Source organism: Nostoc sp. CmiVER01, from assembly GCF_034531135.2.
In the GTDB taxonomy this organism is placed as follows: domain Bacteria; phylum Cyanobacteriota; class Cyanobacteriia; order Cyanobacteriales; family Nostocaceae; genus Nostoc.
Genome location: NZ_JAVRBU020000007.1, coordinates 90,798 through 112,386, shown reverse-complemented (window position 1 = coordinate 112,386; position 21,589 = coordinate 90,798). Strand labels below are relative to the sequence as shown.

31 protein-coding genes are annotated in these 21,589 nt (G+C 43.0%); 2 read left to right on the top strand and 29 right to left on the bottom strand.

From position 1 onward, the window contains the following. Window positions 1-5 precede the first annotated feature (5 nt). Window positions 6-449 carry a DUF29 domain-containing protein gene (locus tag RMZ43_RS13160; protein WP_322654886.1) on the top strand — a complete coding sequence of 148 codons (444 nt, stop codon included), beginning with the start codon at window positions 6-8 and terminating at the stop codon, window positions 447-449. Between the two features lie 71 nt (window positions 450-520). Here the strand turns inward: RMZ43_RS13160 and RMZ43_RS13155 are convergent, their stop codons facing one another. From RMZ43_RS13155 to RMZ43_RS13120, 8 genes are all read right to left on the bottom strand, one after another. Next, window positions 521-1,336: a peptidase gene (locus RMZ43_RS13155; RefSeq protein WP_322654887.1), complete on the bottom strand. Its 816-nt coding sequence runs from the start codon at window positions 1,334-1,336 to the stop codon at window positions 521-523. Between the two features lie 10 nt (window positions 1,337-1,346). After that, window positions 1,347-1,580 (bottom strand): preprotein translocase subunit SecG, encoded by a 234-nt coding sequence (secG, locus tag RMZ43_RS13150; RefSeq protein WP_109011945.1) that lies wholly within the window; start codon window positions 1,578-1,580, stop codon window positions 1,347-1,349. A gap of 91 nt (window positions 1,581-1,671) precedes the next feature. Then, the gene (gene gpmI / locus RMZ43_RS13145; protein ID WP_322654888.1) at window positions 1,672-3,270 is read right to left on the bottom strand and encodes a 2,3-bisphosphoglycerate-independent phosphoglycerate mutase; all 1,599 of its coding nucleotides are present in this window, start codon (window positions 3,268-3,270) and stop codon (window positions 1,672-1,674) included. A 221-nt stretch (window positions 3,271-3,491) separates the two neighbouring features. Beyond that, complete coding sequence (locus tag RMZ43_RS13140; protein ID WP_322654889.1) at window positions 3,492-5,177, bottom strand: ABC-F family ATP-binding cassette domain-containing protein; 1,686 nt, start codon at window positions 5,175-5,177, stop codon at window positions 3,492-3,494. Between the two features lie 155 nt (window positions 5,178-5,332). Continuing rightward, on the bottom strand, window positions 5,333-6,127 hold the full coding sequence (locus tag RMZ43_RS13135) for an Rpn family recombination-promoting nuclease/putative transposase (RefSeq protein WP_322654890.1): 795 nt from the start codon (window positions 6,125-6,127) through the stop codon (window positions 5,333-5,335). 31 nt (window positions 6,128-6,158) lie between these two features. After that, window positions 6,159-6,656: a hypothetical protein gene (locus RMZ43_RS13130; RefSeq protein WP_322654891.1), complete on the bottom strand. Its 498-nt coding sequence runs from the start codon at window positions 6,654-6,656 to the stop codon at window positions 6,159-6,161. Window positions 6,657-7,225: 569 nt separating this feature from the next. Beyond that, complete coding sequence (locus RMZ43_RS13125; RefSeq protein ID WP_322654892.1) at window positions 7,226-7,684, bottom strand: DUF29 domain-containing protein; 459 nt, start codon at window positions 7,682-7,684, stop codon at window positions 7,226-7,228. A 291-nt stretch (window positions 7,685-7,975) separates the two neighbouring features. After that, on the bottom strand, window positions 7,976-8,338 hold the full coding sequence (locus RMZ43_RS13120; protein ID WP_012410694.1) for a helix-turn-helix domain-containing protein: 363 nt from the start codon (window positions 8,336-8,338) through the stop codon (window positions 7,976-7,978). A 240-nt stretch (window positions 8,339-8,578) separates the two neighbouring features. On the opposite strand from RMZ43_RS13120, the gene RMZ43_RS13115 reads away from it, so the two are divergent. Continuing rightward, the gene (locus RMZ43_RS13115; protein WP_322654893.1) at window positions 8,579-9,025 is read left to right on the top strand and encodes a hypothetical protein; all 447 of its coding nucleotides are present in this window, start codon (window positions 8,579-8,581) and stop codon (window positions 9,023-9,025) included. 9 nt (window positions 9,026-9,034) lie between these two features. Here the strand turns inward: RMZ43_RS13115 and prfA are convergent, their stop codons facing one another. The 21 genes from prfA to rplN form a co-directional block, all read right to left on the bottom strand. Next, on the bottom strand, window positions 9,035-10,132 hold the full coding sequence (prfA, locus tag RMZ43_RS13110) for a peptide chain release factor 1 (protein WP_322648075.1): 1,098 nt from the start codon (window positions 10,130-10,132) through the stop codon (window positions 9,035-9,037). 102 nt (window positions 10,133-10,234) lie between these two features. After that, window positions 10,235-10,477 (bottom strand): 50S ribosomal protein L31, encoded by a 243-nt coding sequence (rpmE, locus tag RMZ43_RS13105; RefSeq protein ID WP_109011936.1) that lies wholly within the window; start codon window positions 10,475-10,477, stop codon window positions 10,235-10,237. A 97-nt stretch (window positions 10,478-10,574) separates the two neighbouring features. Next, window positions 10,575-10,991 (bottom strand): 30S ribosomal protein S9, encoded by a 417-nt coding sequence (gene rpsI, locus RMZ43_RS13100; protein WP_104906415.1) that lies wholly within the window; start codon window positions 10,989-10,991, stop codon window positions 10,575-10,577. Next, window positions 10,991-11,452, bottom strand: coding sequence for a 50S ribosomal protein L13 (gene rplM, locus RMZ43_RS13095; RefSeq protein WP_114081992.1), 462 nt, complete (start codon window positions 11,450-11,452; stop codon window positions 10,991-10,993). The genes rpsI and rplM overlap by 1 nt, the downstream gene beginning before the upstream one ends. A 65-nt stretch (window positions 11,453-11,517) precedes the next feature. Continuing rightward, window positions 11,518-12,366 (bottom strand): tRNA pseudouridine(38-40) synthase TruA, encoded by an 849-nt coding sequence (truA, locus tag RMZ43_RS13090; protein WP_322654894.1) that lies wholly within the window; start codon window positions 12,364-12,366, stop codon window positions 11,518-11,520. Window positions 12,367-12,440: 74 nt separating this feature from the next. Beyond that, window positions 12,441-12,791: a 50S ribosomal protein L17 gene (gene rplQ, locus RMZ43_RS13085; RefSeq protein ID WP_322648077.1), complete on the bottom strand. Its 351-nt coding sequence runs from the start codon at window positions 12,789-12,791 to the stop codon at window positions 12,441-12,443. A 32-nt stretch (window positions 12,792-12,823) separates the two neighbouring features. Continuing rightward, complete coding sequence (locus RMZ43_RS13080) at window positions 12,824-13,771, bottom strand: DNA-directed RNA polymerase subunit alpha (RefSeq protein WP_322648078.1); 948 nt, start codon at window positions 13,769-13,771, stop codon at window positions 12,824-12,826. 326 nt (window positions 13,772-14,097) lie between these two features. Further along, window positions 14,098-14,493, bottom strand: a complete 396-nt coding sequence (rpsK, locus tag RMZ43_RS13075; protein ID WP_069070761.1) for a 30S ribosomal protein S11 — start codon at window positions 14,491-14,493, stop codon at window positions 14,098-14,100. A 54-nt stretch (window positions 14,494-14,547) separates the two neighbouring features. Beyond that, window positions 14,548-14,928 (bottom strand): 30S ribosomal protein S13, encoded by a 381-nt coding sequence (gene rpsM, locus RMZ43_RS13070; protein ID WP_104906411.1) that lies wholly within the window; start codon window positions 14,926-14,928, stop codon window positions 14,548-14,550. 115 nt (window positions 14,929-15,043) lie between these two features. After that, window positions 15,044-15,157, bottom strand: a complete 114-nt coding sequence (rpmJ, locus tag RMZ43_RS13065) for a 50S ribosomal protein L36 (RefSeq protein ID WP_015129703.1) — start codon at window positions 15,155-15,157, stop codon at window positions 15,044-15,046. Between the two features lie 117 nt (window positions 15,158-15,274). Continuing rightward, a complete protein-coding gene (gene infA, locus RMZ43_RS13060; RefSeq protein ID WP_006196724.1) occupies window positions 15,275-15,499 on the bottom strand; it encodes a translation initiation factor IF-1 in 225 nt (74 codons plus the stop codon). A 216-nt stretch (window positions 15,500-15,715) separates the two neighbouring features. Then, window positions 15,716-16,270 (bottom strand): adenylate kinase, encoded by a 555-nt coding sequence (locus RMZ43_RS13055; RefSeq protein WP_322654895.1) that lies wholly within the window; start codon window positions 16,268-16,270, stop codon window positions 15,716-15,718. A gap of 2 nt (window positions 16,271-16,272) precedes the next feature. Further along, window positions 16,273-17,583 carry a preprotein translocase subunit SecY gene (gene secY, locus RMZ43_RS13050; RefSeq protein WP_322648080.1) on the bottom strand — a complete coding sequence of 437 codons (1,311 nt, stop codon included), beginning with the start codon at window positions 17,581-17,583 and terminating at the stop codon, window positions 16,273-16,275. Window positions 17,584-17,657: 74 nt separating this feature from the next. Further along, window positions 17,658-18,101: a 50S ribosomal protein L15 gene (gene rplO, locus RMZ43_RS13045; protein ID WP_229471862.1), complete on the bottom strand. Its 444-nt coding sequence runs from the start codon at window positions 18,099-18,101 to the stop codon at window positions 17,658-17,660. Window positions 18,102-18,149: 48 nt separating this feature from the next. After that, window positions 18,150-18,677: a 30S ribosomal protein S5 gene (rpsE, locus tag RMZ43_RS13040; protein ID WP_109011930.1), complete on the bottom strand. Its 528-nt coding sequence runs from the start codon at window positions 18,675-18,677 to the stop codon at window positions 18,150-18,152. A 113-nt stretch (window positions 18,678-18,790) separates the two neighbouring features. Further along, window positions 18,791-19,153 carry a 50S ribosomal protein L18 gene (gene rplR / locus RMZ43_RS13035; protein WP_322648081.1) on the bottom strand — a complete coding sequence of 121 codons (363 nt, stop codon included), beginning with the start codon at window positions 19,151-19,153 and terminating at the stop codon, window positions 18,791-18,793. A 2-nt stretch (window positions 19,154-19,155) separates the two neighbouring features. Continuing rightward, on the bottom strand, window positions 19,156-19,704 hold the full coding sequence (gene rplF, locus RMZ43_RS13030; protein WP_322648082.1) for a 50S ribosomal protein L6: 549 nt from the start codon (window positions 19,702-19,704) through the stop codon (window positions 19,156-19,158). A gap of 72 nt (window positions 19,705-19,776) precedes the next feature. Further along, the gene (gene rpsH / locus RMZ43_RS13025; protein ID WP_109011927.1) at window positions 19,777-20,178 is read right to left on the bottom strand and encodes a 30S ribosomal protein S8; all 402 of its coding nucleotides are present in this window, start codon (window positions 20,176-20,178) and stop codon (window positions 19,777-19,779) included. Window positions 20,179-20,198: 20 nt separating this feature from the next. Beyond that, window positions 20,199-20,747 carry a 50S ribosomal protein L5 gene (gene rplE, locus RMZ43_RS13020; protein WP_229450952.1) on the bottom strand — a complete coding sequence of 183 codons (549 nt, stop codon included), beginning with the start codon at window positions 20,745-20,747 and terminating at the stop codon, window positions 20,199-20,201. Between the two features lie 119 nt (window positions 20,748-20,866). Further along, window positions 20,867-21,220, bottom strand: coding sequence for a 50S ribosomal protein L24 (gene rplX, locus RMZ43_RS13015; RefSeq protein WP_109011925.1), 354 nt, complete (start codon window positions 21,218-21,220; stop codon window positions 20,867-20,869). Continuing rightward, a complete protein-coding gene (gene rplN / locus RMZ43_RS13010; protein ID WP_012410715.1) occupies window positions 21,220-21,588 on the bottom strand; it encodes a 50S ribosomal protein L14 in 369 nt (122 codons plus the stop codon). The genes rplX and rplN overlap by 1 nt, the downstream gene beginning before the upstream one ends. Between the last annotated feature and the right edge of the window lies 1 nt (window position 21,589).

Genomic DNA, 21,589 nt, shown 5'->3' with positions numbered 1-21,589 from the left:
AACAAATGACTACAATCATCGACATAAAAACATTATATGAATCCAATTACCTGCAATGGTTAGAGGAGACTATTAAATGTCTCAAAAATCGACAATTAGCAGATGTTGACTATGAAAACTTAATAGAAGAATTGGAAGATTTGGCTAAGAAGGAAAAAAGGCGAGTAAGAAGTTTATTAGAACAGATTATTAGACATTTATTACTTTCTCAATATTGGGATTTAGAAAAGCCAATAAATTCTAATCATTGGGCTGCGGAAATTATTAGTTTTCGAAACCAACTAAATGAAGACTTAAGTGCCAATTTACGCAATCATTTAGAAGAGAATTTAAGCATAATTTATAGCAATGCTTTAGATTATGTTAGGGCTAAAACAAATTTAACCAATTTACCCGAATTATGTCCTTATACCTTAGAGCAAATTTTAGATAAAAATTGGTTGCCTTAATCTTAAGTTTTTATTCTTCGCTATTAGTAGCATTTTTTCCGTAGTGACGAACTTATTGATATACCTATCGATCAATTAATCTTTGAATTATCCACTAAAGACCATCCTAAAGTAGTTGGCTGTTCATAAACCCGCTTTAGAGTATTTACATCTCTATGAGAAATAGGCGACGGGTTACGAACTTGAGAAAAATATAGCGCATCAGTTTGTTGCGGACTATGACCCCAAATTCCTAGTGCATGACCAAATTCGTGGCGGGCTGCTGCAATGAGATACTCACCTGTTTGACTGGGGCTTAACAAGATGGTGAAGCGGTGGGATAAAACTTTGTTGCTGGTGTATAACTCATAAGTAGTTTGTGCCGATCGCGCACGAGTTATATTACTACCAGGGGAAATTTGTAGAGGTGGCGCTTTTCGCACAATTGTAATATCAGCAATTTCCGGCTGTTCGACTCTTCTTAAAGGTAAATAATTACTCCACTCCTCTACACCCTGTAAGACAGCATTAACCCATGCTTGAGCTTGTTTTTCGTTAGCAGTTTTTGGTGGTTCTACGTAAACTCGAACAGGAAATTGCGACCAAACTAAGTAACCCACTTCGGTTGTTGTGACTTGGGAAAAGTAGTCACCACTGTTAGTGTTATCTTGCCACTGTGCAAGTGTGGACGGTAAGGGATGGGGTTTTAAGGGAGATGATGGAAGAAGAGAGATTATTAATTCTGAATGTATAGATTTTGGTATTTTTGTAAACCCATCACTCGACTGAAGATTAGTAAAAATGATTAATAGCCCTGTGCCAATAAAAAAGGCAAGAGCTGTAATTAACCGTTGTGAAATTAAATTTATTAAGGTGTTAAGTATGGGATGTTTGGTTTTTCTCCCCATTTACCTATCCTTATTTAGGTAGCCAACCAGCACTTAAAACTACTGTTAAACCGAGAAAAATTACTGTCAATGCCCAAGTAATTCTATTTAAGGTATTTTCTGCACTCTTGGTGCTGCTAAATAGCTGGGCTTGTCCGCCAATAGCGCCAACACCATCACCTTTAGGGCTATGCAGTAAAACTAAAATAATCAAACCAGTGGCGGAAAATGCCCAAATGCCTTGCACGATATTACTAACTGTCATGGTAGGAATCTCATTTATAAGAAGTTTCAAAAAACAGAATTCAGGAGTTAGGAGTTTACTAAAAACTCCTAACTCAGCATTCAGGACTTTTTTAAAGTCCGACTTGTACGGGGGTGCGAGTGCGTTGCAACTCATATTCTGCTGTTTTCAGCAGCGATCGCCCGGTCATTTCTGGTGGCTGAGGCAGCTGTAAAATCTCTAGAATTGTGGGGGCGATGTCGGATAGCTTGCCATCGCTTCGCAGTTCTACATTTGTACCATATCCAGGGATTTTAACTCTCTCTCCTTCCACCAAGATGAAGGGGACTGGGTTAGTGGTATGAGCTGTCCAGGGATTACCCCCTTCATCTAGCATATACTCAGCGTTGCCGTGATCGGCAGTAATAATTGTTGTACCACCGGCTTTGATAACGCTCTCTAACAAGCGTCCCAAACAGCGATCAACTGTTTCGATTGCTGTAATGGTAGCTTCGATTTTACCAGTATGCCCTACCATGTCTGGGTTGGCATAGTTAATTACAACTAGAGAATATATACCCTTTTGAATCGCAGCGATCGCTACATCTGTAACTGCTACTGCTGACATTGCTGGGGCGTGATCGTAAGTCGCTACCATCGGACTGCTTACTAGTTCCCGATCTTCTCCAGCAAAAGGTTCCTCTAGACCCCCATTAAAGAAATAGGTGACGTGGGCATATTTTTCTGTTTCGGCGGTGCGGAACTGATTCAGACCATGATTAGCTATGACTTCTCCCAGAATATTACTGAGATTTTGAGGCTCAAAGGCTACATTTACGGGTAAGTCTGAATCATACTGTGTAAAAGTGACAAAAGACAGGGGTGTGATTTGCTGTCTTTCAAAACCGTTAAAAGTGGGACTGACCAAAGCTTGAGTCAGTTGTCTGGAGCGATCGGGGCGGAAGTTGAAAAATATCACCCCATCCCCTGGTTCTATTGCGCCGGGAGCAATTCTGATTGGGTTGACAAATTCATCTTTTATCCCTTGGTCGTAAGATGCTTGCAAGACTTCCACAGCCTTGAGACCATTACCAACACTATCTTGTATCATCATGTCGTAGGCGCGTTTGACCCGATCCCAACGGTGATCGCGATCCATCGCGTAGTAGCGACCGCTAAGGGTGACTATGCGTCCAATTCCTGTGCGGTCTATATAATTTTGCAGCAGTGTGATTGCTCTTATACCGTCAGTTGGGGCGGTGTCACGACCATCGGTAATGGCGTGAATACAAACTTCTGGAATTCGCTGGTTTTTGGCTAAGTCAAGTAGTCCGAATAGATGGGTGATATGCGAATGTACCCCTCCCTCAGAACAAAGCCCGACTAGATGCAGCTTGCTATTTCGAGAGCGCACTTCCTGGCAGATTTTGACGAGTGCTGGGTTTAAGGCAATAGAACCGTCTTCGACCGCATCAGAGATGCGTACCAGTTCTTGCGGTACAACTCGCCCAGCACCAATGTTCAAATGACCTACTTCCGAGTTGCCCATTTGACCATCTGGCAACCCTACGGCTTTTCCTGATGTGCGGATGAGGGTATGCGGGTAAGCTGCCCATAAACTTTCCACAATAGGAGTTTTAGCAGCAACAATAGCGTTTCCTCGCTTTTGCTCGCAGTAGCCCCATCCGTCTAAAATGACTAGCACCACAGGAGCAACAGGTGCTTTGGTCATAGTAAAATTGCCCTTTACTTTTTGTAATATCCGAATGATACCACTGCTAATCCACGCCGCAAGTGAATTTTTGCTTATTAATTTATTTTATGAAAGACTTCCAGTTTTTTGAATGATTTTTTAAAATGTAGCAATTTTTATGTAACGTCGGTTATTGCTAATAATAAATAATTACTTAGTAGTAGCATTTTAGCACTACTACTAAGTCCGTATTCAATCTCTTATTTCTTTTTACTAGAAGCTTTTGCAGCTTTTTTGGCAGCTTTTTCAGCAGCGATCGCAGCTAACTTTGCTTGTTCTTTTTCTTCGGCAATTTTCTGGAGATAGTAATGATAGTCTCCTAAGTAAACGCGGAATTCCCCATCACGAATTTCGACGATTTTGTTAGCTACTTGAGAAATAAAGTAGCGATCGTGTGAAACTACAATTGCCGTACCGTCATAATTTTTGAGAGCTTCTTCCAGCATTTCTTTAGCTGGAATATCTAGGTGATTTGTCGGCTCATCTAAAATTAGTAAGTTCGCAGGGCGTAAGAGCATTTTTGCCAACGCCAGACGAGCTTTTTCTCCTCCACTTAATGCCCCAACTGCCTTAAATACAGTATCACCAGTGAATAAGAAGCGTCCCAAAAGCGTGCGGACTTCTTGATTATCCCAGTCTGGAACTTCATCATGGATAGTTTCCATGACAGTTTTCTTTAAGTCCAAAGCTTCAGCTTGATTTTGCTCAAAGTAACCGGGAATAACGTTATGATCCCCTAATTTAACGCTACCTTCTGTGGGTGGTTCCATACCCATAATTACGCGCAGAAGGGTAGATTTTCCAGCACCGTTGGGGCCAAGAAAAGCAATGCGATCGCCTCTTTCAATTAAGAGATTTGCTCCCAAAAACAGGATTTTATCACCATAAAGATGAGTTAAATCTTTAATTTCTACTACTTCACGTCCACTGCGGGGTGCAGGGGGAAAACGGAAGTGTAGAGTTCTTACCCCAGCAATTGGTGCTTCAATGCGTTCAATTTTTTCCAGTTGCTTTTCCCGGCTTTTTGCCTGGGTACTGCGCGTAGCACTGGCGCGGAATCTATCAACAAAGGTTTGTTGTTTCTCTAATTCTTTCTGCTGACGTTCGTAAGCACTCAGTTGTGCTGATTGACTTTCGGCTTTTTGTTCCAAATATGCCGAGTAGTTACCAAGGTAAGTACTGGAAACGCCACGTTCAGTTTCCACAATTTGGGTGCAGAGGCGATCAAGGAACTCCCGGTCATGAGAGACTATTACCATCGGCGTAATCAGCCCTCTGAGGTAATTTTCCAACCACTCAATAGTTTCTAAATCTAGGTGGTTAGTCGGTTCATCCAGCAGCAACAAGTCAGGTTTTTGCAGCAGAATTTTACCCAAACTCATCCGCATTTGCCAACCACCACTGAAGGCACTGACGAGGCGATCGCCATCTTCTAGCCCAAACCCCATTTCTGGTAGAATTTTCCCGATGCGTGCATCTAAGTTATAGCCATCCAAGGCTTCAAATTTGCGCTGCAACCGATCCAACTTATCGATCAGTCGCTCCAGTTCCGCTGAGTTAGCCGTTTCCATCTCTTGTGGGATGTGCGCTAGAGATAACTGTACTTCGTTGGCTTCTTTGAAGACAGTCCAAAATTCTTCTCTAACGGTGCGGGTGGGGTCTACTTCAAACTCTTGGTTGAGGTAGGCTATATGTAAGCTATTAGGACGGATAATTTCGCCTGCGGTGGGTTCAATTTCCCCAGAGATGATTTTGAGTTGGGTAGATTTTCCAGCACCGTTGACACCGACTAAGCCAATGCGATCGCCTGGTTTAACTTCCCAGTTGATATCTTTGAGAACTTCGCCTGTGGGATAAATTTTACTTATATGTTCTAGTCGCAGCATTAAGTTTCTCTCAGGTAGGGAGTGGGTGGTTGAGGACGAAGTACTAACACCGCCTCTAATTTTAACAAAAATTAACTATAAATTCGTCGTGAGAAAGTCTGGAAGCCGCAAACCAAATTTGACTTGAGCTACGGATAAAATTTACCACATCTATCTTAAGACTGACTTTGTGTTACTTGTCTGACTTCTTCGACACTTAAATCTAACGCCTCTGCTACTTGTTCTAAAGTCAACCCTGCTGCCAACATTGCTGGTACTGCTTTTAATTTCCCTTTAATCTCACCTTGTTCAACACCTTCCTGAAAGGCTTCCTGATAAAATCTGGTTTGCTTTAACTCGCTTAAGCCAAACATTTCCTCCATCTCCTCCCTACTCATTGCAGGAAACTTGTAAGCCAAAATAGTCTCGATAAATTGTAATAATTGTTGCTGTTTTGATGGTGGGATTATCTCTGACTTGGTTCTGTCTATCAACTCCCAAGCTTTAGCGATCGCTATATCGTCAGTTGCAATTACTAATTTAGCAGTTGCAATGCCAATTGGAAGCGATGCACCTTCACCTAATTCATCCAAATAAATGCGCCTGACGCGCCCACTTTTGAAAAACTCACGGTAATGTTTGATATCTCCTGTATCTACATTCCTGTTTGGGTATAAAACCACAGCACCCCAGTCATTTGATGATTGATTTTGACGGAGGTATAAACATATTTCTGAAATTAGCCGTGAATAAATTTCACTATCCGCTTGAAATTGCACTTCAACAAAGTAAATCTGGTTTTCGCTTCCTTGTGTAGGCAAAAACACACCATCGATTCTGAAGGCTGTTTGTTTGATTTCAACTGATGAAAATTGATAAAGGCTAGCCTCTTCTGGAGAATTACCAATAATTTCAAAGAAGATATCAGGAAATTCTTGAAACAGCCGATAAAAGATGATGTCTGGTTTCACAATTTTATATCATTTGAAAATTTTGATTTGTTCATGTATTACTTTGTTCTTCAAAACCATCTCGCACTTTCAGCAATTGCTCTTTTGCCATCCCTAATATACGGGATAAAGGCGCTAATAAACTATCATCAAATGCTTCTCCAGCATAAATATTATTCAGTTCAGTTGGAGATAATTTAAACGTATCGCAGAATTTAGTAAACTCCTGGTTACTCAAGTCAAGCTCTTTTTGGCGATCCTGAAGTAAAACTGCGATCGCTCTAGTTCCATGCTTCGGACGCTCACTAGTTTTTATATATTTCTCCATTAAATAATATACTTTTCTGTTATCGCCTCCTAGTTTTTTAATTAAATCAGTACAAGCCATTTTTAGTGCTTTTTTTAAAACTTCTTCTTCATTTAGAAACTTAATAATTTCGCCAGCATATTCTGGTTTAAAAAATCCCACCAAATCACCTTTATGGTAAATTGGTATATAAGGCTCATTTGATTCAAAATGCCAATCTAATGGTTCGTTGCGTAGCGACATAGCTGCACCCCTAAATATTTTAAGATTGCACCATTCTAAAACCATTTATTCCTTAACTGCCAGTAAAGTACCCTATCACTGGCGATTATAAATCGCAGCTATACAGACAAAAGCTACCGATCCTGGGTTTCAACTTGCTGGAGTCCACGCAGATAGACTTAGTTTGTGTAGCCGTTAGTATTTCTACCAAAACCTTTACTTAGCTAAAATGAGCGATTGCCAGGTGACTCAATGCGATTCTACTATTCACACGCCTAGTTTTGTGATTCGTATTCTTCAAAAATTATTACAGCAGCTTCCAGGTATCGATCTAGTAAATGATGATCAGATATATCAGGTAAAACTAATTCAACAGTCGAGATGGCTTCCATTATTCCAACATGCTCATTGGATAAGCCCAAAGTATTTGTTTTTGCGCTATAGTTTGTTTGATATTTTCTATTACTTGTTTCATAGATGTAACTATATCTAAATAACTTGGAGTAAAACTTATAAGTATATAAGTGTTTTCACCTCGTCTACTTAAGGTATCTCCAAATAACAAATGATTGTAAGGAAAATGGTAGTAATTATCCTTCCCAGTCTTGACGAATATCGCACAGAAAATTGTCTGCGATCGCATCATCAAACGAATAAAGGCAATGCTCTGGAAAAATTCGTAATGGTAAGTTAGTTTCTCGTAGCGCCAAATCAACACCCGCTTCAAAGCCATCTAATAAGGCTTCTTCTATTCGAGACTTTAAGCTAGGATTCTGTCGCAAATGTCTGTGGATAGCGCGGCGCTGTTCTCGAATTGTTAAAAACCAACTGCGACAACGTTGTTCGGGTTGATACTCCCACTTCAAGAGATGACCCAGTAATACACTCAGACGACTCACGAGTTCCCGATATTCCTGTCTCCCCAAAGCTTGAATTTCCTCTTGCAGGTGTTGCCAGTCTAGTTCCTTAACTAGCCTCTGCTCTAACGCTTTAGCCTGCTGCTGTGTCCAGCCATAAAAGTCTTGGTCATACAAAGAAGGTTTGTCCATAGAGTTGAATCTTGACAGCAAGAAACCACGAGCTAGTTTGAGCCAATTTTATGCTTAGGGACTTCCAAGAAATAAATTATCCTAAATAAACGTAGACGCAAAGCGGCTTGCCGGAGGCTACCACAGAGACACAGAGGGAGAAGAGATAGAGAGAATTTTTGCGTTAGTTTTAGGATATTGTTTTATCTGGAAGTCCCCTAAATCTCCCTTAAAAAACTTAATTACGAATTACGAATTACGTTAGCGTAGCGGTAGCGAGTCATCGAGCGTCATTACGAATTATTTTAATATTCAACTAGCCTTCGCCTCATCCCCGGATGCTTCAGCCACAGCCGCCAATCTATCTGCCGCAGCTTGCACAATTTGAGCCACTTGGGCCAAAGGCATGTGCTGGATTTGTCTAAGAATCAGACTCAAATCTGAAGTTTCTGGAATTGGCTTGCCATCAATGCAGCTAATTAACTCTTCCATTGTGTAACCTGCTTTAGATGCGATTCGAGCCAAATTTTCTGTATCTGGCACCTTCACACCTTTTTCCCACATCTGAACAGCAGTAGCAGATACCCCCAAAAGCTTACCAAACGCTCGCTGACTCATTGAACCGCGAGCTAGTTTAATGATTTCAATCAGTTTTTGTTTGCTTTCGATCTTCACTGCTTATATAGCTAGCCAACTTTATTTACAAGTTTACTTTCAATAATACAAGTTTACTTTTATATTGACAGCCCTGTGTTTTAGTACTAAACTATATCTCTAGTTGTAAGTTGGCAACTACAGGCATCAAGCTAGTAGACTAATCTATCTATCTTTAACCAACCTAAAAAACTTAGTTTGCTATGGCGCTTGTGCTAGTAGCTAGACTTTGCTGCAAAGAAATAATATCGAAGGTGCATCATGTTTCGCAAGCCACGCAAAATTAACCAATATCGCCGCAAAGGTAAAAACCTTATAGCCACTAATAAAATTAAACCAGAACAGTGGAACATTTCTAACGCAGAAACCAAAGAAGCTTTAAAAGTTAAAGGCTACGATGTTAAGCAAATCAAAAAAATTCATCTTCTGAAGCATCAAGTATGTATTTCTTACTGGGATACAAAAGGCAATATATGCAGCAGCTTTTTTAGCTACCGGATTTTTGCGCGTTGGCAAAAAGAAACCCAAAAGCTAATTTATACCTGTCAAACGCTGAAGGAATGGGCGAAGTTAAACTATCTTATGAAGTACGAATTTGCTTATTACCATTATCCTAGTGAAATAGAAGATACACTCCACACGATATTACAAAACCACTTGTATGTGTTAAAAGCAACAGTACAACAAGTGGTTTTACATGATCGTTAACAGCAAAAATTAGTTAGCGGCAGAAGTCGCTAACTCCGCGAGACGTTCCTGTTGGTCTAGAGATATACAAGATTGAATAAGTGTCTCTAAATCACCATCCAAAACTGGGGTAAGGGAATAATTCTGACCTAACCGATGATCGGTAGCGCGGTTATCTTTATAATTATAGGTGCGAATTTTTTCCGATCGCGAGCCAGTACCAACCTGCGATCGCCGCATGGAAGTTACAGCTTCTTGTTGTTCGCTTAACTTGATTTCATACAACTTCGCCCGCAGAATTTGCATTGCCCGTTCTTTGTTTTGCAACTGACTGCGTTCTTCTGTACAGAAAATGCGTATTCCCGTCGGTTTGTGCATCAAGTCAACGGCTGTTTCCACCTTGTTGACGTTTTGTCCACCAGCACCACCAGAACGGGCTGTAGTCATTTCAATATCTTTCGGGTCAATGTGAATTTCCACATCATCCACCTCTGGCATAATCGCCACCGTAGCTGTGGAAGTATGAACCCGTCCCCCAGATTCAGTTGCCGGCACGCGCTGCACACGATGCACTCCAGCTTCAAACTTTAGCTGGCTGTAAACGTTATTACCTTTAATTTCGAGAATGACTTCTTTCCAGCCACCCATTTCTCCCCGAGATTCGCTCACTAGAGAAACTTTCCAACCTTGAGTCTGAGCATAGCGGGTGTACATCTGCATCAAATCGCCAGCCCAAATACTCGCTTCATCACCACCTGTGCCAGCGCGAATTTCCAACATGATATTCTTTTCATCATTGGGGTCGCGTGGTAGCAGTAAGACTTTCAAGCGAGACTCTAAATGTTCTATTTTTTCTTCAAGTTCTTTTACTTCCAGTGATGCCATTTCTTGCAACTCTGGATCACTCGCAGATTCTTTATAAACTTCACGCGCTCCGATCAAGTCTTCTTGGGCTGTTTTCCAAATTTCATAAGTATTAACGACCTCTTCCAAAGAAGAACGAGACTTAGCAATTTCTTGATACTCATCAGGATTGCTAGCGGTATCGGGGTCGCCAAGACGACGTGTTAATTCATTAAAAGTTTGTTCAACGGATTTTAGTTTGTCCAGTAAGTATGATTCAGCCATGACGATTGCGATCGCTCCTTAAAAAATAACAAATTGGCTCGAGCATATAAATGAAAATCGACCCAGCTGATGCAGGGCCGTCTTAACAGCAGAGCCAACCCGCTACTTTTTGTTTTGATCGTCGCCAGATGTTTGAGTGCTGCTCATGCCGTACTTGCGGAGGAAGCGCTCTACTCGACCCTCAGTGTCAATAATCTTCTGAGTGCCGGTGTAAAATGGGTGATTTCCAGACCAAACATCTACATGCAATTCTGGCTTAGTAGAGCCAATAGTCATAACAACTTGACCGTTGCAGTAAACTTTAGCATCTGGATACCACTTGGGGTGAATATCAGCTTTAGCCATTGTTCCTTTTGTGATGAATCTATATCAATTATAACTTTCAGGTTTCAATCGGAGCTAGGGAATTAGGGACTGGGGGAGATGCCCCATGTCCAATTCCCTAACGCTTAGAGTACTGAGGCGCTTTTCGAGCTTTATGTAAACCATATTTCTTCCGCTCTTTTGCTCTCGGATCGCGAGTCAAGTAACCTTCGGTTTTCAAAGGTGGGCGGTTGTCTGGGTCTAGTTGGCACAAAGCACGAGCAACTCCCAAACGAACAGAATCAGCCTGTCCGGTCAAGCCGCCGCCTTCTGCTTTTACCAAAATGTCATATTCGTTTTCTAGTCCCAGAGTTTCCAGGGGTGCTTTGATCACTCCCAGGTAATTGGGGTTAAATTGGAAATACAAGGTTCCATCTTTACCATTCACAATCAGTTGACCGGTCCCTGGAACCAAGCGTACCCGTGCTACTGCGTTCTTACGACGACCAGTACCCCAATATACGGCGCGACCGCTATTAGCATCTGCTACTACCATTAATTTTCTTCTCCGGGAATTGTATTAACTTTTAGTTCTTTAGGTTTTTGAGCATCGTGGGGATGCGTAGGCCCAGCGTAAACTTTCAGCTTGGTGAACAACTGCTTACCCAGGCTATTTTTAGGTAGCATACCTTTAACAGCTTGTTCTAAAATCCGCTCTGGTATGCGATCTTGCAGTTTAGCGAAAGTTTCTGTTTTCATCCCACCGGGACGACCAGAATGGCGGCGGTAAAGCTTTTGAGTACGCTTTTTGCCTGTGACTGCTACTTTCTCGGCATTAATGACGATTACGAAGTCACCTGTATCTAAATGAGGTGTATATTCGGGTTTCTTTTTGCCTCTCAATACCTGAGCTATTTCGCTGGCGAGGCGACCAAGACGTTTATCGGTGGCGTCTACTATGTACCACTCACGCTCAAGGGTTGCTTGAGAAGGAAGGTATGTTTTAACTGTTGTCATTTGTCATTTGTCCTTTGTCATTTTTAATTTGTCATTAGTCATTTGTCTTTTGTCATTTGTAGTTACTAAAAACCAATGACTAATGACTCTTGACTAGTGACGAACTTTGGCAAGGTGTCGTACCAAATCTCTTTTGGAAAGGGAAAATCGGGATAGCCGACTCGCAACAAGCACAAGCCTTGGGGCGGGGCGGCGTATTTCACTTCTTCCCGGCGTTGTTCTTTCCAGAGTTCGGTGAAGCTAGAAAGTGTTCGTTGTTCAGAACCTACTTGTACCAGCATCCCTACCAACAGCCGTACCATGCCATACAAAAATCCATCTGCCTGTATTTCAATATGGATAAATGGCCCACTGCGACGACACTCTGCTGCTTGCACTTCTACCCAGGAATGCGATCGCTTTGAGCCTGCACGGTGAAAAGCAGCTAAGTGATGCTTTCCTAAGAGAGGTTTCAAGGCAGCTTGGATTAAAGATTCATCCAGGGGTGCATAATAATAATGCCAACTGAAGGGTCTTACAAACAAGTTAGGCCGATCTTCAGTATATATTGTGTAACGATACCGTCGATAAGCTGCACTAAAGCGAGCGTGCCAACGGTTATTTACACTAGCTGAAGCCCTGATTAATATATCTGGCGGCAGATAGCTGTTGAGGATTGTTGCCCACTTGTGAGGCGGAATTAAACCTGTTGCTTCAAAATGGGCTACTTGAGCAGCAGCATGAACTCCAGAATCGGTTCGCCCAGCACCATGTAGTGTTACATGATACCCAAGAATAGTAGCGATCGCTCTTTCTATCTCTTCTTGGACAGTCCGTTGTTTTTTTTGCCGTTGCCAGCCATGAAAGTGAGTGCCCAGGTATTGAATTACCAAGGCTACTCGATGAGTTTGTGTAGGCTGGTGGCTTTCTAACATACAGATTTTGTCATTTGTCCTTTGTCAGTTGTCCTTTGCTATTCACTAATGACCAATGACTAATGACTAATGACTTAAACCAATTCAATTATCGCCATTTTTGCATTATCGCCCCGACGCGGTACGGTATGGAGGATGCGGGTATAACCGCCCTGGCGATCGCCATATCGAGTAGGAGCTTGCTCAAATAGAGCGTGAACCAGTTGTTTGTCGAAGATGTAGCCAAGAGCTTCCCGGCGTGCTGCCAAGGAGCCATTTTTAGCTAGAGTAATCATTTTTTCCACTTCACTTCGGAGAACTTTCGCTCTAATTAAAGTGGTGGTGATCTTACCATGACGGATCAGCTCGGTGGTGAGCGATCGCAGTAAAGCACGGCGTTGATCAGTTGGTTTACTGAGTTTTTTGACGCGACAACGGTGACGCATAATTATGCACTATGAGTTATGAACGGTTTTTCTTAAGGGTGTTTAGAGCCTCTTTCCATTGGCAGGGTGATGCCCAAGCGTCGCTGCAAAGCTTCCACGACTTCTTCTGCTGATTTCTGCCCAAAGTTCTTAATTTCTAAGAGGTCTTCTTGGGTATAATCCAACAAATCTGCCACAGAGTTAACTTGTGCCCGTTTGAGACAGTTATATGCCCGCACAGAAAGTTGTAACTCTTCGATGGGGATCTGAGCAGTTGGATCGTCTGGAATCTCTGAACCTGTGTCTGTTGGTTCTAGGGAGATGTCTTTCAACGGGTTGAATAAATCTACCAAGATCCCAGCGGCCGAAGATAGTGCTTCTTGGGGGGAAACACTGCCATTTGTCCAAACTTCCAACAGCAGTCGGTCTTTTGGAATCAAGCCTTCCCCACGAGATTCTTCAACACTGTAGTTGACTTTTCGCACTGGCATAAATATGGAGTCGATTTGCAGAAAATCCAACGATGTGGCTTCTTCACGTCCTCGCTCTACAGTGCGATAGCCTTTACCTTTCTCAATCCGAAATTCCATTTCCAGCTTTCCACCCTCAGCGATGGTGGCTACATACTGGGTCGGATCGATAACTTCTACTTCACTAGGCAAATCAAAATGCGCCGCAGTGATTGTCGCGGGGCCGCTAACGAGTAATCTACCAATCTGAGGCTGCGAGGAATAGTTTTTTAGGATAACTTCCTTCATTCTCATGAGGATTTCCAGCACATCTTCCCGCACGCCCGGAACTGTAGCAAACTCGTGTGAAACGCCTGCAATCCGCACTGCTGTAACTGCTGTACCTTCTAGGTTGGAGAGTAAAACTCGCCGCAGTGCGTTGCCAACTGTTGTTCCTTGACCGCGTTCTAGAGGTTCCAGAACAAATTTACTGTAATGGTTCCGACTTTCTTCAGTATTCGACTCTACACATTCAATCTGAAACTGCGCCACGGATGAGCCTCCCTTTTTCTAAGGTGCTGCTAGCAGACAAATCAATTGCCTCCCGAATTGAATTTATGTCCTGTAGATTATAGGTATATCAAACTATTAGTATAAAATTACGGTATAGTTTGACACTTTCCTTTAGCTTGCAGGCGCTAATAATATTTTGGGTTCTCGAAGTTTAACAGCTTTCCCTCTGGGAAATATGATGAACCTTTGGTCGCCCAAGCTTTCACACAATGACAATTTACACGTTAGAAGCCCAACTGGACGTCGTAAGTAACTTTACTTAGTTTGATTGTAGCTTCTCGCCCTCAATGCCCAAGTCTTGGTGTTTAAACTCGACGGCGCTTGGGTGGACGGCAACCATTGTGAGGAATGGGGGTAATATCCCGAATGAGTGTAATTTCCAGTCCTGCTCCTTGAAGTGCCCTGATAGCGGTTTCTCTACCTGCTCCTGGCCCACTTACCATTACCTCAATTTGGCGCATTCCTTGATCGATGGCTCTACGGGCTGCACTTTCAGCAGCAGTTTGCGCTGCAAAGGGAGTTCCCTTTTTTGCTCCCTTAAAACCGCTAGAACCAGCACTAGCCCAGGAGATAACATCTCCATTTTGATCGGTAATGGTGACAATGCTATTGTTGAAAGTAGACTGGATGTAGGCCATCCCACTGGGTACATTCCGTTTCTGCTTCTTGCTCCCGGTTTTTTTAGTTGGTTGTCTCGCCATACTTCTTTAGTTGATTTAAGGTAAAACTTGCTTGGATTAGCAAGCGTTGCAAAATTATTTCCCTGGAGCCTTCTTCTTCCCAGCCACTGTCTGCCTTCTACCTCGACGGGTTCTGGCATTGGTGCGAGTTCTTTGTCCTCTTACTGGTAAGCCCATGCGATGACGACGACCTCTGTAGGTACCAATGTCAACTAAGCGCTTGATGTTCAAAGACTCCAAGCGCCGCAAGTCGCCTTCAACTTGATAGTTGGTTTCTATTTCCCCTCTTAGGGCTGTCACATCGGCATCACTTAAGTCCTTAACGCGAGTGTCTGGGTTCACACCAGTAGCCGCTATAATTTCTTGAGAACGTGATAAACCAATTCCATAGATGTAAGTCAGACCGATCTCAACGCGTTTATCGCGTGGAAGGTCTACTCCGGCAATACGTGCCACAATGAACTCTCCCTATTGTTCTCGCAATTACTGTTGGTTGGAAAAACGTGATTAATCGCGTCTTTTCGTTTTAATGATGATATGCGTCCTGCAACTCACTCTGTTGGTAAGAGTGTTATCCTTGACGTTGCTTGTGCTTTGGGTTCACGCAAATCACCATAACGCGACCACGACGTTTGATTACGTTACACTTTTCACAAATTTTCTTGACTGAGGCTCTAACTTTCATGCCTTTTATTTTTTGACTCCAAATATAAAATTATAGCATTTCTAGGGAAATTAATCCAGTTAAATGACTAGTAAACAGCCAAAAAAATGGTTTTATGGTAAAATTCTCTACATATACTTACTTCTTTCTTAGTCGATAGGTAATTCTGCCTTTGCTCAAGTCGTAAGGAGTTAGTTCTACCTTGACGCGATCGCCGGGCAAAATCTTGATATAATTTCGGCGAATTTTGCCGGAAATGTGAGCTAGCACGTTAAAGCCATTGTCCAAGTCAACGCGAAACATCGCATTGGGCAGGGACTCTGTAACCGTGCCTTCCATTTCAATCAAATCTTGCTTAGACAATTTGTTTTTTCCTCAACTCAACAATTTCGTGTTCAGTTGCAGCACTTTATCTGCAAGAGAACACACTTTAAGAAATATATCAACAGTTTATTAATATATCTTAGCTAAAATTGATCTTTTTCTTGGTATGGGGAGTGGGGAGAGACGTGATTAATAGCGTCTGTATTGGTTAATTCCCTATTTCCTACTCCCTATTCCCCATTTTCTACCCCCCTTTCAGGAAGCAATTACCCTTTGCAGTTCATTAGTGACATCTTCTTGGGACTGATTACCATTGACTGTTAGAAGTTTTTTGCGATCGCCGTAATAATTAATTAAAGGTGCAGTTTCAGCGCGGTACACTTCTAAACGACGACGAATCACCTCTTCGGTATCATCTTTTCGTCCTCTAGCTAGCAAACGTGCGATCACAACTTCATCTGGTGCATCTAGGTTGACTACCCTTTCGCCACTCTGATGTATTTCTTCCAGTAACTTCTCCAGAAAACCTGCTTGGGTCACTTTGCGGGGGAAACCATCAAGAATCCACCCATTTTTGGCATCTGGTTGATTGAGGCGCTCCTGTACCAAGTCCTGCACAAGCTGATCGGGTACTAACTCGCCACCATCAACATAAGCTTGAGCCTTGATTCCCAAATGAGTTTGCTCTTTCATGGCTTGTCTTAAGATTTCACCAGTAGAAATATGAGGAATATTCAAGTGTTCAGCCAAAGTTTGAGCTTGTGTTCCTTTACCCGCTCCAGGTGGCCCCAAGAAGATTAATCGCGTCACTATTATTTCACCATTCCTTCATAGCGCTGAGAGATGACATAAGTTTGGACTTGTTTGGCTGTCTCAATTGCCACACCAACTAAAATTAACAAAGAGGTGGCACCTATTCCTCGGAAAGTTTTCACATTCAAAGCACTTTCCACGGCGGTGGGTATAATAGCAACCAAGCCCAAAAAGATCGCACCCAATAAAGTTAGTCGATTGGACACGCGTTCGATATACTCGCTAGTTGCCTTGCCGGGACGAATTCCAGGAATACTAGAACCCATTTTCTTCAAGTTCTGCGCTACATCTACTGGGTTGAGAATCAACGAAGAATAAAAGTAGCTGAAGAAAACGATGGAAATCATGTAGACCAAGGCATAGACCCAGGAGCTAGAACCGCTTGGACTCAAATAAGTGTTAACTATATTCGCCAAATCGGCATTTTTTGTAAAATTAGCGATCAGCAGTGGCAAACTGAGGATGGCAGCAGCAAAAATAATTGGCATCACGCCGCCTTGATTTAACCGCAGAGGCAGATAACTACGCTGTTCTGCCAATACTCGCCGACCGACTTGGCGACGAGCCGAAATAATTGGGATGCGGCGCATTCCTTCTTGCACAATCACAATCCCAACAATTGTTGCTAGGAAAACTAAGACGAGCACAATCACACGGCCCACTGTTTCCCTGCCACCAACTTGTACCAAGTCGATGGTATCGCCTAAAGCTTTTGGTAATGACGCGACAATGTTGACAAAAATCAGCAATGATGCTCCGTTCCCAATACCACGTTCTGTGATCAGTTCTGATGCCCACATTACGAACATGGAACCAGCAGTCAGAGCGATCGCAGTTTCAGCTACGAAAATTGGCCCTGGCTTTAAGGCGAATTGCTGGAGGAATAATGCCGAAAAAGCTGTACTTTGTAGAATTGCCCAAACTACAGTGACATAGCGGGTAATTTGCGATATTTTGCGCCTACCTGCTTCACCTTCATTTTTCTGTAAATTTTCTAAAGATGGAATCGCTGCGGTGAGCAATTGGATGATAATAGACGCATTAATGAAGGGCAAAATCCCTAAAGCAAAGACTCCTAAAGTTGAAAGTCCTCGCCCGGAAAATATATCCAATAAGCCGAATATGGAATTATTGCCTGATATGGCTTCGGCAAATCTAGGTCTATCAATGCCTGGCACGGGTAAAAAGATACCCAGGCGAACCAAAATTAAAATACCGACGGTAACAAGCAGCCTACCTCTGAGGCCAGCTGCTTGCGCCATCTGCATAAAAGTTTCTTGAGCCGTTGGGGCTTTATCTCGACTGATCATAGAGTGCTACCTTTATAGTGAACCAGGCGCTGACAGCGAGTTGGCTTCCATTTAAGTGCGCTGTTCCGGCTCACTCATAAGACTTCACAACTACCACCAGCTGCCTCAATTTTGCTACGAGCTGAACCTGTGAAAGCTGCCGCTTGTACCTTGAGCGGAATGCTCAATTCCCCGTTACCTAAAATTTTCAATGGCCCCTTGACAGCAGTCAGGATGCCTGCGGCTTTCAAGGAGGTCAAAGTTACTTCCGTATTAGCAGGAAGAGAGGCTAGCTTCTCTACATTAATCGTAGTGTAAATCTTCTGATTAACAATCGGAAAGCCCTTCAGCTTAGGTAAGCGGCGGTACAATGGCTGTTGACCACCTTCAAAACCTGGACGAGTGCCACTACCAGAACGAGATTTTTGACCTCGCATACCTAAACCAGCACTGGCACCTTGACCGGCAGAAATACCTCTGGCTACACGCTTCTTGCGTTTCTTTGAGCCTTTTTGCGGCTTAACATCGTTGAGTCTCATGATGTAATTAGTTCTTGTTTACACAAAAGCTCTGTAAGTGGGACTCTACTAAATGTAGAGACTTTCAATAGGAATACCGCGATCTTCTGCGACTTCAGAAAGAGTCCGCAGTGTAGATAAGGCATTGACTGCGGCTCTAGCATTATTGAGCGGATTGTTAGAGCCAAGTTGCTTGGCTAAGACGTTACGAACTCCTGCCAATTCCAACACAGTCCGCACAGCACCACCAGCAATTACCCCAGTACCAGGTGAGGCTGGGCGCATCATCACTTTCGCACCGCCACCAACACCATTAATGGGATGAGGGATAGAGTTAGATTTGGTGATAGGGATATCAATGAGGTGTTTTTTGCCGTCGGCTACGCCTTTTTTAACGGCGCCAATTACATCTGAGGCTTTGCCTACTCCAACACCAACTTGACCACGTTCGTTACCGACAACAACGATCGCTCGGAAGCTGAGTTTTTTACCACCTTTGACCACTTTACTTACGCGTCGGATTTGGATAACCCGTTCTTGCCAAGTGGTTTCTTCTTTTTTGGCACGCTTTGTTCTACTTTTACGCTCTGTTGCCATAATTTAGTGCTCTTTTAATGTCACTTGTCAGTTGTCCTTTGTCTTTTGTCATTTGTCCAAAGTCAGTTGTTATTCACTAATGACTAATGACCAATGACTAATGACCAATGACTTTAGAAATCTAAACCAGCTTCGCGTGCTGCATCAGCTAATGCTTTGACACGACCATGATATAAGTTACCACCGCGATCAAAGACTACTTTGGTGATGCCTTTTTCTAGCGATCGCACTGCAATCAATTTACCAACTTGCACAGATGCATCGCGGTTTGCACCTGACGCTAAACTAGATTTCAACTCTGGTTCTACAGTCGATGCTGCCACGATGGTTTGATGTTGAGTATCATCAATTATCTGGGCATAAATATGCTCATTAGAACGAAATACCGCTAAACGCGGACGTTCTGGAGAGCCAATAACTTTGCCACGAACGCGTCGATGACGACGGTTTTTTGATTCTCTACGAGTAAGTTTCATTTCTACTTCTTACCACCCTTACCAGTCTTACCAGCTTTCCGTCTGACCACTTCACCGGCATAGCGAATACCTTTACCTTTGTAAGGTTCTGGTGGACGAACGGCACGAATTTTGGCGGCTGTGTTGCCTACGATTTCTTTGTCATAGCCGCTGACAATGACGTTAGTGGTACCTTCTACAGCAAATTGAATTCCATCTGGTGGTTCAATTTGCACTTGATGGCTATAACCCATATTCAAAACTAGGTTACGCCCTTGAACTTGTGCCCGGTAACCAACACCTTGAATTTCTAAACGGCGTTGAAAACCTTGGGAAACTCCCTCAACCATGTTGGCAACTAAAGTACGGCTCAAGCCGTGCAGTTGCTTTGAGGTACGAGTTTCATCCCGACGATTTACCTGTAATATGTCTCCCTCTTGAGAGAGCGAGACATTAGGTGTGAGAGTGCGAGAAAGTTCTCCTTTCGGGCCTTTCACCACAATATTCGTACCATCGATCGCCACTTGAACTTTGGCGGGAATAGTAATTGGACGTTTACCAATACGAGACATGACTTTTTGTCCTTTGTTATTTGTCCTTTGTCCTTTGTCCTTCACTAATGACAAATGACTAATGACCAATGACTACCAAACGTAACAAAGTACTTCGCCACCCAAGTTCTGACGCCGCGCTTCGCGGTCAGTCATAATCCCACTGGATGTAGAAATAATGGCAATGCCAATGCCGCCTAGTACTCTTGGTAATTCTTTTCTGTTGGAATAAACACGCAAGCCAGGCTTACTCACTCGCTTTAAGGCAGTGATCAGAGGCTGACGGTTTTTACCTTTGTATTTCAGGGAAATCACTAGATTGCGTTTTACCCCTTCTTCTGCTTCTTCGATTTCAGCAATAAAGCCTTCCTCCCGTAGCACTTTGGCAATGCTCCGGGTCATTTTTGTAGCTGGCACTTGTGTAGTTTGATGCCGCGCCAGGTTGGCATTGCGGATGCGCGTCAGCATATCTGCAATTGTGTCGTTAGCCGCCATCGTTCCCTCTATAGATGAACTTATTGATCGCGAAAGGGCATTCCTAATTCTTTAAGTAAGGCGCGTCCCTCTTCGTCGTTTTTTGCTGTGGTGATGATGGAAATATCCAGACCACGTACTTGATCGATGCTGTCGTATTCGACTTCTGGAAAAATTAGCTGTTCTCTGACACCTAGAGTATAATTACCGCGTCCGTCAAAGCTTTTAGGGCTAACGCCGCGAAAATCTCTGATTCTGGGTAGTGACAGGCTAACTAGTCTGTCGAAAAAGGCATACATCCGTTCGGCTCTGAGAGTAACCATGATCCCTACAGGCATCCCTTGACGAATCTTAAAGCCAGCGATCGCCTTTTTCGCCCGTGTCACCACTGGTTTTTGACCAGTGATCACTGAAATTTCGTTTATGGATGCTTCCAGCGACTTCGCATTTTGAGCTGCTTCACCCAAACCCCGGTTAATAGTAACCTTTACCAACTTCGGTACTTGATGAACGTTGGTATATTGAAACTGATTGATCAGTTTGGGGACGATTGTCTCTTGATATAAGGTTTTGAGTCTTGTTGTCGCCATAGTTTTTTGTCCTGATATCCCTGGGCTTGGTCAGGGAACTTTTATTGTCCTTCGTTATTTGTCCTTTGTCTTTTGTTATTTGTCTTTATAACTAATGACTAATGGCCAATGACTAATAACTATTTATCCAGAATCTCGCCAGTTTTCTTGAGTTTTCTAACTTTTTTGCCTTCTGAGGTAAAGGTATAACAAACACGACTGGCAACATTTTGCTTAGTAGAATAAAGCATTACGTTAGAGCTATGAATCGGGAATTCTTGGGTGACAATCCGCCCTGATTCCCCTTCTTGCTGGGGTTTGACGTGCTTGGTTTTAATGTTGACACCTTTGACGATGACTTTACTCAGTTGGGGAAGTGCCTGGATAATTTCACCAACTTTTCCTTTGTCTTTGCCAGCAATCACTTGTACGGTGTCGCCAGTTTTGACGTGCATTTTGTGGAATACTTTGGGCGTACCTTGTTTGGTTGCCATTAAAGCACCTCCGGAGCCAGAGAAACAATTTTAGTAAAGTTTTTATCGCGCAGTTCCCGAGCAACTGGGCCAAAAACCCGTGTACCTCTGGGATTACCGTCTTTGTTGATGATCACAGCAGCATTATCATCAAAGCGAATACTCATGCCACTGTCACGACTTACAGCTTTCCGAGTGCGAACAATTACTGCTTCCACAACATCAGACTTTTTTACAGCCATGTTGGGTGTAGCATCTTTGACAACGGCGATAATTTTATCGCCGATAAAACCATAACGACGATTGCCTCCGCCTAAAACGCGGATGCACATTAGTTTGCGGGCACCGCTATTATCTGCGACATTCAGGTAAGTCTGGGGTTGAATCACA

Coding starts and splice junctions, on each gene's coding strand:
- rplF (WP_322648082.1), bottom strand. CDS start 19,704: ATGTCTCGTATTGGTAAACGTCCAATTACTATTCCCGCCAAAGTTCAA.
- rplR (WP_322648081.1), bottom strand. CDS start 19,153: ATGAAACTTACTCGTAGAGAATCAAAAAACCGTCGTCATCGACGCGTT.
- RMZ43_RS13155 (WP_322654887.1), bottom strand. CDS start 1,336: ATGGGGAGAAAAACCAAACATCCCATACTTAACACCTTAATAAATTTA.
- rplE (WP_229450952.1), bottom strand. CDS start 20,747: ATGGCGACAACAAGACTCAAAACCTTATATCAAGAGACAATCGTCCCC.
- prfA (WP_322648075.1), bottom strand. CDS start 10,132: ATGGCTGAATCATACTTACTGGACAAACTAAAATCCGTTGAACAAACT.
- rpsK (WP_069070761.1), bottom strand. CDS start 14,493: ATGGCGAGACAACCAACTAAAAAAACCGGGAGCAAGAAGCAGAAACGG.
- rpmE (WP_109011936.1), bottom strand. CDS start 10,477: ATGGCTAAAGCTGATATTCACCCCAAGTGGTATCCAGATGCTAAAGTT.
- RMZ43_RS13160 (WP_322654886.1), top strand. CDS start 6: ATGACTACAATCATCGACATAAAAACATTATATGAATCCAATTACCTG.
- RMZ43_RS13115 (WP_322654893.1), top strand. CDS start 8,579: ATGTTTCGCAAGCCACGCAAAATTAACCAATATCGCCGCAAAGGTAAA.
- gpmI (WP_322654888.1), bottom strand. CDS start 3,270: ATGACCAAAGCACCTGTTGCTCCTGTGGTGCTAGTCATTTTAGACGGA.
- rpsH (WP_109011927.1), bottom strand. CDS start 20,178: ATGGCGGCTAACGACACAATTGCAGATATGCTGACGCGCATCCGCAAT.
- rplO (WP_229471862.1), bottom strand. CDS start 18,101: ATGAGACTCAACGATGTTAAGCCGCAAAAAGGCTCAAAGAAACGCAAG.
- rplX (WP_109011925.1), bottom strand. CDS start 21,220: ATGGCAACCAAACAAGGTACGCCCAAAGTATTCCACAAAATGCACGTC.
- RMZ43_RS13140 (WP_322654889.1), bottom strand. CDS start 5,177: ATGCTGCGACTAGAACATATAAGTAAAATTTATCCCACAGGCGAAGTT.
- rpsI (WP_104906415.1), bottom strand. CDS start 10,991: ATGGTAGTAGCAGATGCTAATAGCGGTCGCGCCGTATATTGGGGTACT.
- rpmJ (WP_015129703.1), bottom strand. CDS start 15,157: ATGAAAGTTAGAGCCTCAGTCAAGAAAATTTGTGAAAAGTGTAACGTA.
- rplM (WP_114081992.1), bottom strand. CDS start 11,452: ATGACAACAGTTAAAACATACCTTCCTTCTCAAGCAACCCTTGAGCGT.
- rpsE (WP_109011930.1), bottom strand. CDS start 18,677: ATGGCAACAGAGCGTAAAAGTAGAACAAAGCGTGCCAAAAAAGAAGAA.
- truA (WP_322654894.1), bottom strand. CDS start 12,366: ATGTTAGAAAGCCACCAGCCTACACAAACTCATCGAGTAGCCTTGGTA.
- RMZ43_RS13125 (WP_322654892.1), bottom strand. CDS start 7,684: ATGGACAAACCTTCTTTGTATGACCAAGACTTTTATGGCTGGACACAG.
- rplQ (WP_322648077.1), bottom strand. CDS start 12,791: ATGCGTCACCGTTGTCGCGTCAAAAAACTCAGTAAACCAACTGATCAA.
- secG (WP_109011945.1), bottom strand. CDS start 1,580: ATGACAGTTAGTAATATCGTGCAAGGCATTTGGGCATTTTCCGCCACT.
- RMZ43_RS13130 (WP_322654891.1), bottom strand. CDS start 6,656: ATGTCGCTACGCAACGAACCATTAGATTGGCATTTTGAATCAAATGAG.
- secY (WP_322648080.1), bottom strand. CDS start 17,583: ATGATCAGTCGAGATAAAGCCCCAACGGCTCAAGAAACTTTTATGCAG.